The organism is Snuella lapsa, assembly GCF_039539345.1.
In the GTDB taxonomy this organism is placed as follows: domain Bacteria; phylum Bacteroidota; class Bacteroidia; order Flavobacteriales; family Flavobacteriaceae; genus Snuella; species Snuella lapsa.
Genome location: NZ_BAABCY010000065.1, coordinates 12,504 through 28,042, shown reverse-complemented (window position 1 = coordinate 28,042; position 15,539 = coordinate 12,504). Strand labels below are relative to the sequence as shown.

General features: G+C 34.8%; 8 protein-coding genes. All 8 read left to right on the top strand.

The window, feature by feature from the left end:
- Positions 1 to 70: 70 nt before the first annotated feature.
- The gene (locus ABD792_RS12080) at positions 71 to 3,298 is read left to right on the top strand and encodes a TonB-dependent receptor (RefSeq protein WP_345006372.1); all 3,228 of its coding nucleotides are present in this window, start codon (positions 71 to 73) and stop codon (positions 3,296 to 3,298) included.
- A 17-nt stretch (positions 3,299 to 3,315) separates the two neighbouring features.
- Positions 3,316 to 4,980, top strand: coding sequence for a RagB/SusD family nutrient uptake outer membrane protein (locus ABD792_RS12075; RefSeq protein ID WP_345006370.1), 1,665 nt, complete (start codon positions 3,316 to 3,318; stop codon positions 4,978 to 4,980).
- Positions 4,981 to 5,145: 165 nt separating this feature from the next.
- The gene (locus ABD792_RS12070) at positions 5,146 to 5,721 is read left to right on the top strand and encodes a discoidin domain-containing protein (protein WP_345006369.1); all 576 of its coding nucleotides are present in this window, start codon (positions 5,146 to 5,148) and stop codon (positions 5,719 to 5,721) included.
- A 114-nt stretch (positions 5,722 to 5,835) separates the two neighbouring features.
- Positions 5,836 to 9,147, top strand: coding sequence for a VCBS repeat-containing protein (locus ABD792_RS12065; protein WP_345006368.1), 3,312 nt, complete (start codon positions 5,836 to 5,838; stop codon positions 9,145 to 9,147).
- A 186-nt stretch (positions 9,148 to 9,333) separates the two neighbouring features.
- Complete coding sequence (locus ABD792_RS12060) at positions 9,334 to 11,160, top strand: DUF3472 domain-containing protein (RefSeq protein WP_345006366.1); 1,827 nt, start codon at positions 9,334 to 9,336, stop codon at positions 11,158 to 11,160.
- Positions 11,161 to 11,534: 374 nt separating this feature from the next.
- On the top strand, positions 11,535 to 12,908 hold the full coding sequence (locus ABD792_RS12055) for a TlpA family protein disulfide reductase (protein ID WP_345006364.1): 1,374 nt from the start codon (positions 11,535 to 11,537) through the stop codon (positions 12,906 to 12,908).
- A 22-nt stretch (positions 12,909 to 12,930) separates the two neighbouring features.
- Complete coding sequence (locus tag ABD792_RS12050; RefSeq protein ID WP_345006363.1) at positions 12,931 to 14,304, top strand: TlpA family protein disulfide reductase; 1,374 nt, start codon at positions 12,931 to 12,933, stop codon at positions 14,302 to 14,304.
- Between the two features lie 129 nt (positions 14,305 to 14,433).
- On the top strand, positions 14,434 to 15,399 hold the full coding sequence (locus tag ABD792_RS12045) for a hypothetical protein (protein WP_345006361.1): 966 nt from the start codon (positions 14,434 to 14,436) through the stop codon (positions 15,397 to 15,399).
- The last annotated feature ends 140 nt before the right edge of the window (positions 15,400 to 15,539 follow it).

Below are 15,539 nucleotides of genomic sequence, written 5' to 3'. Positions count from 1 at the left end.
CCTTAAAAGTATGAAAAAACTTCATGAGAAAAAAGGGAGGTGCCTTCCTTTTCTTAAACTCGATTTAAAAATGAAATTAACTTTATTATTGGTCTTTGCTTCATTTTTCAGCATGTCTGCTATTGACACCTATTCTCAGACAATTACATTGGACGTAGAGGATATGACCGTAGCAAGCGTTATTAATAAAATAGAATCAACCACCGAATATAGATTTGTTTACAATACCAAGTTTGTTAATTTAAACCGTAAAGTAAGCGTAAAAGCGAAAGAAACTGCTATTGATGATTTTTTGACAAACTTGTTCGGTAGCACACACACTTCGTTTAAAGTAAGAGGAACCCAAATTGTCTTGAAGAAAAAGAAAAAGGCAGATGTTGTTTCAAATACAACCGAATCGAAGGTAGAAGTCCAAGAGCTGGAAGTAACGGGGCAGGTAAAAGACCAGACTGGGATGCCATTAGCGGGAGCTACTGTAATTGTAAAAGGAACCTCTAGGGGCGTGACATCAGATTTTGATGGTAATTATAAAATTACTGTTAACGAAAACGATATTTTATCGTTTTCTTATGTTGGGTATGGCACACAAGAGATTCCTGTAAGTGGCCAAACAGTTATTGATGTTGTCCTTAAGGAAGATGTAGATTTATTGCAAGAGGTTGTAGTTGTTGCTTACGGAACACAGAAAAAAGAAACATTAACCTCTTCTGTGGTAGAAGTAAAGGCAGATAAATTAACTGATGTTACCACTCCAGAAGTAGCCACTATGCTGCAAGGTAAAGTATCAGGGGTTCAGGTTTTACCAAGTAGTGGTGCTCCTGGGTCGTCCCCAAATATCTTTATTAGAGGACGTTCGTCTATAAGTAATGGTAACAATGAGCCATTATGGGTTGTTGATGGGATAATTTTTGGAAATTCAGATCCTAAATTAAATCCAAATGATATAGCAAGTTTGTCTGTTTTGAAAGATGCTTCTGCTACTGCTTTATATGGTAACAGAGCTGCAAATGGTGTCATTATTGTAACTACCAAGAGAGGAGCTGAAGGGGCAAAACCTAAAGTAGAGGTCTTTTTAAAAACGGCTTTAAACCAATTCAATCCAGGGAATTTTAAGGTCATGAATTCACAGCAGTTATATGATCTTCATGAGCAGTTAGGAAATCCATTTGATTGGTTTACTGAAGATTTATTAGAAAGAGATTACGATTGGGTTGACGGAGCAACGCAGGATGCCTTTGTTAAAGATGCCTCTATAAGGTTTACTGCTGCTACTGAAACACACAATTTATTAATATCTTCTGGATACTATAGTGAAGAAAGTACGGTAATCGGTAATGATCTGGATAGATATAACTTCCGTACTAATTTAGATTATAATATAACAGATAAACTAACTATTAAACCAAAACTTTATTTTGTTTTTGATAGAAGGGAACACGTTAACGAAGCACCGTTGTATGAAGCATATACGAACTTGCCCTGGGATTTACCTTTTGCAGAAGATGGATCGGTAGTAAATGCTAATCAGGCACAAGGTGATGATTGGCTGGGTAGAGACAAGCGTAATTTCTTTTATGATCGCCAATGGAATTATAATGATTCCAGATCTTTTGACTTATTTGCTAGTTTTGATTTTGAGTATAAATTATTGCCTAATTTAACATTTATATCTACTAATAATTTTAGATGGGGCAATTATGAGAGCTTTAGCTATGTAGACCCAAGGTCTAATTCTGGTCGTTCATTTAATGGTTCTGTTACCGACTATAATTCAAGATCTTTAAATAGGTTCACTAACCAAATGCTAAAATATTCTAATATGTTTAGCGATGACCATACCATAAATGTTTTAGCGGCTTATGAATATAACGACAGTTCATCAAGATGGTTTCAAGCCGAATCCCAGAATATTTTAGTTAACGGAAAAGTCCAGAATATAGGTTTAGAAGCAGCCCAGATTAATGGTAATGCAGGTGAATCTGCACAGCAGTCAGTTTTATTATCAGCAGATTACGATTATAAGAGTAAATACTTTGTAAAAGGATCTATAAGAGTTGATGGGGCATCTGCCTTTGATCCAGAATATCGTTATGGAACCTTTTACTCAGCAGCAGCTGGTTGGAATATACACAAAGAAAATTTCTTTAATGTAGATGAGATAAATGTATTGAAGTTAAGAGGTAGTTATGGCTCTGTAGGTAATTTAATAGGCGGTTTTGCGTTTTTAACGACTTACGATGTTCAGTTTCAATATGCAGGGACAATTGCCGCTAAGCCTAACCGATTAGGAACTCCAAATATATCATGGGAAAAAATAACGGAATCTAATATTGGTTTAGACGCCACATTGTTTAATGCGGTAGACTTAACAGTCGATTATTATAACAAAGAAAGTTCAGATTTATTATTCTTTAGACGCTTACCAGATTTATCGGGTTATAGTGGGAGATACGAAAATATTGGATCGGTTACCAATAAAGGTATAGAAATAGGAACGACGGCAAATATTGTAAATAAAGAGGATTTTAGTATTAGTGCTGGCTTTAATGTTAGTTTTAACAAAAATGAAGTGAAAGCGCTTCCTGATGGTGCAGATATATTTGGTGCAGGTAATACCATTATTAGAGAAGGGGAAGAGTTTGGGGCGTTCTATATGAGAAAATGGTTAGGCGTACACCCTGCAAATGGTACTCCTGTTTACGAAGTAGTGAATGAGGATGGAACCAAGTCGACAACAGCAGATTATAATGAAGCAACTGTACAAATTGCAGGTTCTGCAAACCCTGATTTTACTGGAGGTTTTAATACTAATATTACATATAAGAATTTTACGCTTAGTTCTAATTGGAGTTTTTCTTATGGAGCCGAACTATATAATTCTTCACGTAATTTATTTGATTCAGATGGTTTCTATTTACAGTTTAACCAGATGGCTCTACCTGATGGATGGAGCAGATGGCAACAATCAGGAGATATTGCAACACACCCTGTACCACAACAAGGAGGCCACCCAAGTGGGAACCTTACTTCTACACGTTATTTAGAAGATGGCAGTTATTTAAGGTTAAATAATATAAGATTATCTTATAATTTACCGGAATCTTTATTTGAAAAAGTTGGTATTCGTGGAGCAAATATTTATGTAACGGGAGATAATTTGGTGACTTTTACAAAATTTACAGGGGTAGACCCAACAATCAATGATGTCGATGATAATTATATAACAATTTTTGGTTTTACAAGTCTTGGATACCCCGTACCAAAGCGTTTTGCATTAGGTCTTAATCTTTCGTTTTAATTAAAAAATATATGATGATGAAAAAAATAAATTATATACTACTATCAATAGTTGCATTGGTCATGACCTCATGTGATTTAGATAGAAGTCCTTTTACAGAAGTATCAGCAGAAGATCTTTTTGCTGATCCAGGTGCTGCACAGTCTGCTACCTTAGGAAATTATTTGTTCTTGAAAGGAGACAAAGGTTATGATGGGTGGGCAGATGACCTACATAGGATATCTGAATACTCGGGAGATAATGTAATGATTAGTGGACGAACCACAGATCCTCTATACTTTTTTTATAACTACCAAAGGAACCCTAACAACAGTAGAGCGGATAGATTTTGGAGTAATTCTTATAGAGCCGTGGTTGGAGTCAATACGGTTTTAGAATTACTTGAAGAAGGCACTCCAGAGGCAGATCAAGTGCTTGGAGAAAACTACTACATTAGAGCTTTAATCTATTTCCAAATGGGAAATGTTTTTGGTAGACCTTACTATCAAGGGACTTCAAATCTGTCCGTACCTTTAAAGTTAACTGCCAATTTGGATGATACACCAGACAGGAATACTGTTGGTGAAGTATACGATCAGGTTATTTCAGATCTTCTAAAGGCAGAAGCATTAATGAATGAAAATAAAGGAGCTTCTTTTGCTTCTAAAGAGGCAGCTCAAGCTTTGTTATCTAGAGTGTATCTTTATATGGGAGATAATGCAAAAGCCATTGAGTATGCCGATAAGGTCATTAACTCTGGGCAGTATGAACTTTTATCGCCTTCAGATTATGCGATAATGAATACGTTTAAGCCAGAAGACAATTTAGAGGCTATATTTTCTATTACCTTGACTAAGGATATTGACATTCCAGGTACCGAAGATTGGTTTACCATAGGGTCGTTTTACGCCAATATAGATGGTGTTGGTTGGGGTGAAATGTACGCATCTCAAACCTATCTGGAATTATTAAACAAAAACAATGGCGATTTGAGAGGAAGCTTTATAGATCCTCAATATTTACTTGATGACAATGGGCAAAAAATACCAGCGGTTTATTGGGTAGATGGTAATGATACCAATGGGTACACATACGAGTTTGCCAGAACAACAGAGAGCGGAGGAACGGTTACCTTTGATTATGATGGGACTAACTATGTACTCCAATCAGAAGATGTGAATGGAAGAACTGTTTACTACTTTAACGGACCAAACGGAAGGCAAGATGTAACCTTTGATTTTGATATGGATAAGCGTAATGGCTATCCAAAGTTTTATATTCTTAAAGCCTCTCAGCAAGAGAATGATTTACATTTATGGTCGCCAACCGTGTCGCGTTTAGCAGAAATGTATTTGAATAAAGCCGAAGCTTTAGCTAAACAAGGTGCAGATCAGGCTGCGATCGATAATATCAATATATTAAGGGAAAGAGCTCAAATTCCTCCGTATACTTTAGGAACATTACCTGTAGGGCTAACTGTATTGGACGTTGTTTTGGAAGAACGCCAGTTGGAATTGGCCTTTGAAGGACATAGAAAATTTGATGTGTTTAGAAACGGAAGAACTCTAGATAGAAGATATCCAGGGACGCATATAGATAATGCTAGCTCCTATAGAGAAGTGGTGCCTACAAGCAATGTTATTGTAGAGTTTATCCCAGAACAGCAAATATTAATTCAACCTTCGTTGATACAAAATGATTAATGTATAATCAGCTCCAATAAATGGTTTGCTACATAAAGGCAAACCATTCTGGAGTATTTAAAACAAAATATTTTATGAAATGAGCCATATCAAATTTTGATCTCATTCGAGATGTTAATTGGCGAATTACATCTGACCATAAAAAAAACAGATAAATATTAACAGATGAAAAATATAATAAAACTAAAAAATATAATGTTTGCGGTTGTAACCTTTTTTGCAATAGCTACAATAATACAATCATGCGATCCAGATAAAGTGCTTATAGATACAAGCCTTAAATTACCACCGGTACCTTTAGATACTGAGGGATGGGAAGTAGTAGAATATTCAAGTCAGGAAGATAATGATGGAGAAGGTGAGGGTAATGGAAGGGTTTGGAATACTTTTGATGGTAATCCAGATACATTTTGGCATTCTTGCTGGTGGGCATGTACACCAACGGTGCCTCATTACTTTATTGTAGATATGAAAGCGTCACAAGAGATAAATGGGTTTTTTATTATACAAAGGCAATCGCTTTCAAGAAACATAGAAATATGTAAGATAGAGGTTAGCGATGACAATTCAAGTTGGACATCCTTAGGTGAGTTTACGCTTGAAAAGGTTAAGGCTTCTCAAGACATAGCTCTTCCTGATGCAGTTGCAGCCAGATATTTTAGATTTAATGTGGTTAAAGTCTATGACGGCACCAACAATGCTGCTTTGGCTGAGATACAACCCTATTCTACATCTTTTTAATTAAAAAGTAATAACCACAAACTAAGAATCATTTAATTTTTAGTTTGTGGTTCATCCCTATACGGATTATTACCAATTAGTAGATTTAATAAAGTAGTTTTAAATAGATTCCCTATGTATAAGTATGCACTAATGGGCCTGATGGTCTGTGTTTTTTCCTGTAAAAGAACGGCAGATGATTTAAAGGCAGATAAATTGTTCACTAAGATTTCTTCAGATATAAGTGGCGTTACTTTTGAAAATAAAATATTGGAGTCTGATCAATTGCATTATTATAAGTACCAATACATTTATATTGGAGGTGGTGTAGCGGCCGCCGATTTTAACAACGATGGTTTGGAAGATTTATTTTTTACGTCCAATATCTATCACAATAAACTTTTTTTAAACAAAGGAAACTTTCAGTTTGAAGATATAACCATTAAAGCGGGAATAGAGAAGCGGCCTGGTTTTGATGTGGGAACTTCGGTTGTAGATATTAACAACGACGGGTTTTTGGATATCTATATTAACAGGGCAGGTTGGTATAACGGCGATCAAAAACTGGCTAATATGCTTTATGTCAATAATGGCGATCTAACCTTTACAGAACAGGCTCAGGCTTATGGTTTGGCCGACACAAACAGATCGATAGCATCTACATTTTTTGATTACGACAAAGATGGCGATTTGGATGTGTATATTACCAACGCGCCCAATGATTTTGGAATAACAGGTAAGGTCATTGACCTCGAAAAAATACATTCCAGTAACGAAATAGCAGCATATAAAAGTAGCGATAAGCTTTATAGAAATGATAATGGACGCTTTACCGATGTAACGGAAGCTGCAGGTATTTTACCAGATTTAGGTTTTGGATTACATGTACAAGTGGGGGATTTAAATGGTGACGGATGGGACGATTTATATGTTTCGAATGATTTCATTATGCCCGATTTTGCTTATGTAAACAATGGAGACGGCACCTTTTCTGAAGGGAGAAACGATTTGTTTAAGCATATGTCCTATTACAGTATGGGAGCAGACATGGCCGATGTTAATAACGATGGCTTAACCGATTTGTATGTTTTGGATATGAGCCCTGAGGATTATGTAAGGTCTAAAACCACTATGGCCATGATGTCTGTTGATAGATTTTATGAAATGACAGAAAGTGATTATCACTATCAGTACATGCACAATGTCATGCAGGTAAATAATGGCAATGGCACGTTTAGTGAGGTGGCAAACATGTCGGGCTTGGCTAAAACCGATTGGAGCTGGTCTACACTTATTGCCGATTTTGACCTGGATGGATTGAATGATATATATGTTACCAACGGTGTTTATCGGGATGTTGTGGATCGTGATGCCAACATCGAGATAAATAAGTATATAAGTACAAACAAGGATCGTTTAACCGAGAAGGATTTTTATGATTTTACCCAAAAATTACCTCAACAAAGATTAACAAATTATTTGTTTAGGAATATGGGGAATTTAAAGTTTGACGATGTAACTAAAGACTGGGGCGATGAGGAACCTACGTTTTCAAATGGTGCTGTATATGTGGATTTAGATAACGATGGTGATTTGGATATCGTTACCAATAATTTAGATGAACATGCTACCATACTTAAGAATAATGCCAGAGAGATTAGCAGTAACAATTTTTTGCAATTGATATTTAATGGCTCAGAAGCTAACAAATATGGTGTTGGAGCTACTGTAAAGGTATATCTAAAAAATGATGATGTATTAGTTAGACAGCTAGTTAATGGAAGAGGTTATTTGTCTTCTGTGTCAAATAAATTACATTTTGGATTAGGGCAAACTTCTATTATACCTAAAATAGAAATTATTTGGAGTGATGGAAGGTCACAAATGTTAAGGAATGTAGCGTCCAATCAACTTTTGCAAGTTGATTATGCAGATAGCGTTAACAAAGTAGAGTTGGCAAGTAGTAATAGAAGTCTTAAGCTGTTTGAGGAAAAAAAGATAGACTTGGCTCATGTCGATCCTGCTTTTAACGATTTTAAAAAACAAATTCTTTTGCCGCATAAATTATCGCAAACAGGACCATGTGTAGCTGTAAAAGACCTGAATAAAGATGGACTGGATGATTTTTTTATAGGGGGAGGACATAATCAGCCTGCACAAATGCAAATGGGCAATAAAGATGGTGGTTTTACTGCCGTTACAATTAAAGATTTTATTGTAGACAAATCCTTTGAAGACGTAAGTGCAACTTTTTTTGATGCAGATAATGACGGCGATGACGATTTATATGTTGTAAGTGGAAGTTATGAATTTGATGAAGATTCACCATTACTACAGGACAGGCTTTATATTAATAATGGCAAGCATGATTTTAAGCGGTCAAAATCAATTTTGCCTGAAATAAAAACCTCAGGTTCGGTCGTGGTAACATCAGATTTCGATAAGGATGGCGATATTGATGTTTTTGTGGGGGGTAGGGTAATCCCTGGTAGATATCCTTATGCACCAATGAGTTATCTACTGGTTAATGAAAAAGGAAGATTTGTAAATAAAACAAAAGAGCAGGCTCCAGAATTAGAACATATAGGCATGGTAACAAGTGCGCAATGGAATGATATAGATACTGATGGTGATTTAGACCTTATTGTTACTGGTGAATGGATGGGGATTGAAGTTTTTGTGAATAATGAAGGTAGGTTGTCTAAAAGTCATGTGTATAAAAACTTAGCAGCGACCACAGGTTGGTGGAATACATTGTTGGTAGAGGATATTGACGGTGATGGTGATAAGGATATTGTAGCCGGTAATTTGGGGCTTAATTATAAATTCCATGCATCAAAAGAGAAACCGTTTCACGTTTACACCAAAGATTTTGATGGTAATGGCACCGAAGATATCATGTTGGCCAAATACTATAACGATAAACAAGTACCTGTAAGGGGAAAGGGATGTACAGCGCAGCAAATGCCTTATTTAAAGGAAAGAATAACATCTTATAATGAATTTGCAAATAGGGATATAGCAGGTATTATAGGGGACGGTTTTTCGGAGTCGTTACATTACGAAGTTGTAGAGTTCCAATCGGGAATCTTTTTAAATGAGGGCAATGGTGGTTTCGTTTTTTCGGCATTCCCAATAGAAGCTCAAACAGCTCCTATAAATAGTATTGTATATAACGATTTTGACGGCGATGCTATTAAAGATTTATTAATGGCCGGTAACAATTACCAATCTGAAGTTGAAACGACAAGGGCGGATGCAGGCACAGGAATTTTTTTAAAGGGGTTTTCTATTGGAAGATTTAAATATATAAGCAATAGGACAACTGGTTTTTTTGCTGATAAGGACGTAAGGGGTATGGCTGAATTGAAATCAGCTAAAGGCAATAAAATTTTAGTTGTAAATAACAACGATTTTCATCAAATATTTGAAATATCCAAAGACTAAAAATAGAGTAAGTCTAAAATGTGAGATTTTTAAACAAAAAATCAACTTTTTTATGATGTTGTTTTAAGGATTTAGTTGTCTTATTATAAAGTCATTATTAAATAGTGGTAGTTATAAAATAATGCTAAAAATACTATGTATAAAGAAATACCAAAAATCATTTATTAACTAAAACTAAACTAAACTATGAAATCATTGAAATCAGTACTATTAATTTGCATTTCCGTTTTAATATGCAATTACTCATGTAGCAGTGATAGTGTTACAGAACAAGAAGTTCAAACAGATGACGCGGAAGGAAAGGGCGGGCCACCAGCTAAGAATTTAGCAATTTCCGTTCCCTGTGAGGGCAATAGTTGGGTCGTAGATAATCCTACTTCGACTTCAAATATAGTTGTGCAAGGAGGTATTAAAAACTGGACCAATTCAAGTGATAAAATACGAACCTATTTTTATGCCACTACTACTGGGGCTATCGAAGTTGGTGTCAAGGCTAAGGTAGGTGCTTCCAGTACTCTAAATGTAACGCTCGGGAGTACAACACAGCAAGTTACGCTATCGCAATCAAATAACTACAAGGACCATTATGTGGGCTCTTTTAACATTAACCAAACAGGGTATCATTATGTAGAACTCGAAGGTGTTTCCAGTAGCGGTAGCTCTTTTGGTGATATTTCAGATATTCGTTTGGGGGATTCATCATGGAATTCAAATATCAGTTATGTTGAGTCTGATTGGTTTTATTGGGGTAGACGAGGGCCTTCTTGCCATTTAGGATACGATGAACCAGCCAATAAAGATATAACTTGGTTTTACAATGAATTGACCGTGCCTGTGGGTATGGATCCAGTAGGGTCTTATTTTATGGCCGATGGCTTTTCGGGAGGCTATTTTGGAATGCAGGTAAACAGTGAAACCGAAAGGCGCATTTTGTTTTCAGTGTGGAGTGCTTACGATACACAAGATCCCAATCAAATACCTGAAGAGTATACGGTAATTCCTTTGGGCTATGGAGATGGTGTGACCGTAGGAGAGTTTGGAGGCGAAGGTTCTGGAGCACAGAGTTACCTTGTTTATGATTGGGTGCCTGGTAATACCTATAAGTTTTTATTGAAAGGTGAATCGAATGCAAGTAATACTACAGATTACACGGCTTATTTTTATGCTCCAGAGATAGGGGACTGGAAGTTGATTGCAAGTTTTAGAAGACCATACCCTGCGGCTCCACATTTAACAGGTTTACATTCTTTTATAGAAAATTTTAATACTACAATGGGTGATGAAACCAGACGTGTGGATTGTGCAAACCAATGGGTGTACGATACCCAGGGGAGCTGGAATGAAATGACAACCGCTACATTTACTGTAGACAATACGGCAAATAGTGGTGTTCGGTTTGATTATGACGGCGGTGTAAGCCCGACTAATTCAAACAGTTTTTATTTAAAGAACTGTGGTTTCTTTAGTGATAACGAAGTGGCTTATTCGTCGCACACAAGAACAGGAAGTGGGGCTGCGCCAAACATAGATTTTTCGCAGTTAGAAGTACCATCACTTCCGGCCGAACCAACTATTTTAAGCAAAACAGGTTGGTTGGTAGTTGATTATAGTACGCAGGAAGATAATGGCGGCGAGGGAAGTACGGGTAGAGCGGCCGATGTATTGGACGACGATCTTAATACGTACTGGCATTCTTGCTGGTCTGGTTGTACAGCTACACAACCGCATCACATAACAATAGATATGGGGCAATCGCAAGCAGTAGATGGATTTAGGTTTTCGCAACGTCAATCACTTTCAAGAGCTGTAAAGGATATTGAAATACAGGTGAGTAGCGATAACTCGAATTGGCAGAGCTTAGGAGACTTTGTGTTGGGTAATTCGGCAGCTCCCCAGGATATCGATCTTTCTGCTGCCGAAACATTTAGGTATTTCAAGTTTATAGCGAAGTCGGCACATGACGGAACAGACAATGCTGCTATGGCCGAAATTTCTGTTTATATAAGAGAGTAAGTAGGTTAATCAAAAAGAATTCCTCGACGCTCAGCATCGGGGTTTCCGTTGAAATTGTCATTCGTTTTAACGGGAATCTAAATACAGAATTTCGGTTTTTGGCCTTGTGAGGTCAAAATTAAACGAGCGAAATACCCCTATGGCTCTGCCTCGGGGATAGTTCGTTTCAAGAAATTTTTTATTTGTTTGTTGAATAACGACTGCCTTTTTACAGCATTTGTAGAAAGGCAGTTTTTTTTGTTAACGTAAATGGGATAGGCTACATTTTTAGGGAAGGCTGCAAAAAAGATTGTCAGCAAAACATTTTTACAATTCTAAATAAGGGTTTATAATTAAAGTTTCGTATTTCTTAAAACCATTAAAAAAATGTTTAAATGAAGAGATTTATCCTTGTAGTTTCAATTCTATCAATCTTATCGTGCAAAAACAAAGCTGACAATAATTATGCTGTAATATCAGGAAAAATACTAAACAACAATGCTCAAGAGATTTCAATATGGAATCGTAACCGTAGCATAAACTTAAAGATTAAAATAGATAGTTTAGGTACATTTAAAGATACATTAAGAGCAGAGCCTCAAACATTGAGTTTCTATGACGGTAAAAACTATAACAGATTTTATATAGAACCTAATAGTCATGTACAAATTAATTATAATGCAGATGACTTTAAAAACACTCTTGAATTTTCTGGAGCTGGAAGTGCTGCTAGTAATTATTTGAGCTTAAAGGAGCAAAGAGCAGCAGAATTGATGGGTAGCCGGGTTGAGTTCTTTTCATTAAATGAATTATCTTATAAAAGTAAAAGCCGAGGTATTAAAACTGCGATGCTAACTTTATTGGACTCGTTCAGTAATGTTTCTGAATTGTTTAAAGAAATGGAGGGAAAAGATATTCATTACGAATATTTGAATAATCTAAACAGTTATGAAAGAACCCATCAATATTATACTAAAAACCCCGATTTTAAAGTTTCAGAGGAATTTTTGTCGGAGTTTAATGGATTAAATTATACTAACGAAGTTGATTTTAAACAGTCCGTTAATTACAAGGCACTTGTTCAAAATTATTTTAGAAATATAGCTTCAGAAAAGGCTATTAAGGATTCACTAGACAGAAGTATTGCTTATTTAAAAGTTATAAGCGACATACCAAATCAAGTAATTAAGAATGAACTTTTATTTGATGAAGTTGTCTTTGGGATTAAGTATGTTAATGATGTAGAAAGTTATTACAATATATTTAGAAATAATTCTACGGATGAAGAGAACAATAATAAAATTGAAGAAATATATAATAACCTTAAACATTTGGCTAAAGGGAATCCTTCCCCAGAATTCATAGGATATCAAAATTACGATGGCTCTACAACTTCATTGAGCGATTTAAAGGGCAAATATGTTTATATAGACGTTTGGGCTACTTGGTGTGGTCCATGCAAAGCTGAAATTCCTTTTCTAAAGAGAGTTGAGAGCAGTTACCACGATAAGAACATTCATTTTGTAAGTATCTCTGTTGATAAATTAACTGATAAAGATAAATGGATTAAAATGATCGAGGAAAAAGAACTAACAGGAATACAGCTGTTGGCCGACAAGGATTTTGAATCAGATTTTGTAAAAGGTTATATGATTAATGGTATCCCCCAATTTATATTATTAGATCCAAATGGAAATATTGTAGATAGAAATGCTCCAAGACCATCAAACACAAAATTAATAGAACTATTAGACGAATTAAATATATAGTATAGATTAATTCTAAAAAGTTATGAAAAAAGTTATAACCTTACTATTAATAGCCATTATAATTTTATCCTGCAAAAAAGAAAATATAGATTACGCAGTTGTTAATGGGCTAATTAAGAATCTGGATAGAAAAGAAATTTATTTAGGCGAAACTTTAATTAAGCTAAATGAAGATGGAAGTTTTTTGGATACCTTGAACGTTGAGGAGGGAAAAAAGTATTTAGTAATATATGATACAAATAACAACCTTACAGACCTATACGTTGAAAATGGTGAACATTTAGTTGTTACCTACGATGCCAAAGATTATAAAAATACGTTGTCGTTTTCAGGAAGTGCTGCCGATGCATGTAAATATTTAGACATAAAGGCAAATATTAGTAATCGGATTAAAAATGAAGCATCAGAAGTGTATAAATTAAGTGAAGTAGAATTTTTAAATAAATTTGAGGCAATAAAACTTAAACTAGAGGACAAAATAAACTTATTAAGCTCTAGTGTCAATTTTAAGTCACAGCAAAAAAGGCTTGTTAATTATTCCTTTTTGAGGAAATTGAAGCTTTACGAAAATTACCATAAGTACTATACCAATAAATCTGATTTTAAAGTTTTAGAACAATTCAATTACAATCTCAAAAAAGGGTTGTCTGAAATTGACTATTCAATATTTGAAGATTTGAAGATTTCTGAAGACTATAAAAACTTCTTAACTACACACTATTTTAAATTATCTGAAAATTTAGCCGAAGAAGATACTATTAGTCTAAGTTTAGCTTATATAAGGACAATTTCAAAAATAGAAAATCAAGATATAAAAAACTTTTTAGCGTTTGATAATGCAAATAAGAACATTAAATATGTAACCGAGTTGGATACATATTATAACGAGTTCATGAATCTTTCTACAGATAAAAACCATCAAGAGATCATAACAAACTTATACGAAAGAGCAAAAATTGTTGCTAAAGGAATGCCTTCACCAGAATTTAAAGATTACGAAAACAATGATGGTGGAACTTCGTCATTAAGTGATTTTAAAGGGAAATATGTGTACATCGATGTTTGGGCAACTTGGTGTGGCCCCTGTAAAAGTGAAATCCCCTATTTAGAAAAGATTGAAAAGAAATACCATAATAAGAACATAGAGTTTATTAGTATTTCTGTTGACAAAGAAAAAGACCATGATGCATGGAAGCAAATGATAGAGGATAAACAAATGATTGGAGTTCAGTTATTAGCAGACAAACAATTTAAATCAGATTTTATAAAAAGTTACTCAATCAATGCAATTCCTAGATTTATTTTATTAGATCCAGACGGGAAAATTATAGACTCAAGTGCTCCAGCACCATCTCAAGAAAGATTAATTGATTTGTTCAACGAGCATAGTATTTAATTTATAGTTCTAAAAATTTCATGTATACAGTAAGGGTTTTTTATAAAACCACGTATTAAAGATATAACCTTTAATTAGAATCTACTCCTTATAAACATTTTACAATTTAAACTAACTAATAACATTATTATGAAAAAAAAGACGTTTTTTAAATACACATTACTTTTTAGTATTATTGTTTTTTTTCAATCATGCACTTCTAGTAGTGAAGATGAAATAATTGAGGATCCACTAACAAATTGGCAGGCAAAAACAAGGCTAAGAGTAACACCACAGGAAGATAAAGATACTTTTATTTGGTATAAGGATCTGTTAACAAATGAAGAATATTGGGGTAACAAAACGGTAGAGTTGGATATGACCATAATGTCGCCATTAAGTGGAAGCGATTTCTCGAAAGTAGATTTTTACTTGACGGTTGAAGAAAAGGAAGGTTTTAATTATACAGCTCCTTTCGATACTACAGGTAAAATGATTGGCTCAAAAAGTATCAATGATTCTGAAGAATTTACATTATCTATTGATGCAGATGATGCCTATGGGTTGTTTTTGAGTAATTTTAAAAATTCAAGGTCTTCTTCTTTAGCAAGGGAAGGAGATATCTTTCTTTTATATTGGGTAATTACAGCCAAAGATGGCTCAACACTAGATTCAAGAACAACGCTACGTGAGGGGAATCGCTATGGCATGAAGGTGAAAGTTGAGGACTATGCACCACCTGTTTGGGAAGGCACGTTTGATTTTGAATGGATAGTAGTGAGCGGAGGTGCTGCAAATTGGGGAGGTGTTTATGTTGGTAAAACAGGATCTGTAAATATAGCGCATTTGGGTAATCAGGTTTATAGTATGTCAAACCTTTTATGGGACTATAAATATGGTACCTCAGGAAAAATATATTTTGACTTTTTATCTGGAGAAACTTACGTGGAAGGTAAATCCTCGGAACATTGGACTATTTCTAACATCAATGGTTCTTCAATGGACATTGAGTTTTGGTATTCATATTCTGATGCTTATGACGAAACAGGTACAATAAGATTTACAAGAACGGATGGTCTAGATTGGCCTACAAATATCTATTCTACAGAAAGATAATAAAAATATTAAGTATCTAGAAAACTCCTAATTATTTTAGGAGTTTTTTATTTAGCAAACAAGATTAATACTAAAACATGAAAACAATCTTTTTTTATGTGATAAGTTTGTTTTATCAAAATTAAAAAAAAGAATCTTAG

Coding starts and splice junctions, on each gene's coding strand:
- ABD792_RS12050 (WP_345006363.1), top strand. CDS start 12,931: ATGAAAAAAGTTATAACCTTACTATTAATAGCCATTATAATTTTATCC.
- ABD792_RS12080 (WP_345006372.1), top strand. CDS start 71: ATGAAATTAACTTTATTATTGGTCTTTGCTTCATTTTTCAGCATGTCT.
- ABD792_RS12045 (WP_345006361.1), top strand. CDS start 14,434: ATGAAAAAAAAGACGTTTTTTAAATACACATTACTTTTTAGTATTATT.
- ABD792_RS12065 (WP_345006368.1), top strand. CDS start 5,836: ATGTATAAGTATGCACTAATGGGCCTGATGGTCTGTGTTTTTTCCTGT.
- ABD792_RS12060 (WP_345006366.1), top strand. CDS start 9,334: ATGAAATCATTGAAATCAGTACTATTAATTTGCATTTCCGTTTTAATA.
- ABD792_RS12075 (WP_345006370.1), top strand. CDS start 3,316: ATGAAAAAAATAAATTATATACTACTATCAATAGTTGCATTGGTCATG.
- ABD792_RS12055 (WP_345006364.1), top strand. CDS start 11,535: ATGAAGAGATTTATCCTTGTAGTTTCAATTCTATCAATCTTATCGTGC.
- ABD792_RS12070 (WP_345006369.1), top strand. CDS start 5,146: ATGAAAAATATAATAAAACTAAAAAATATAATGTTTGCGGTTGTAACC.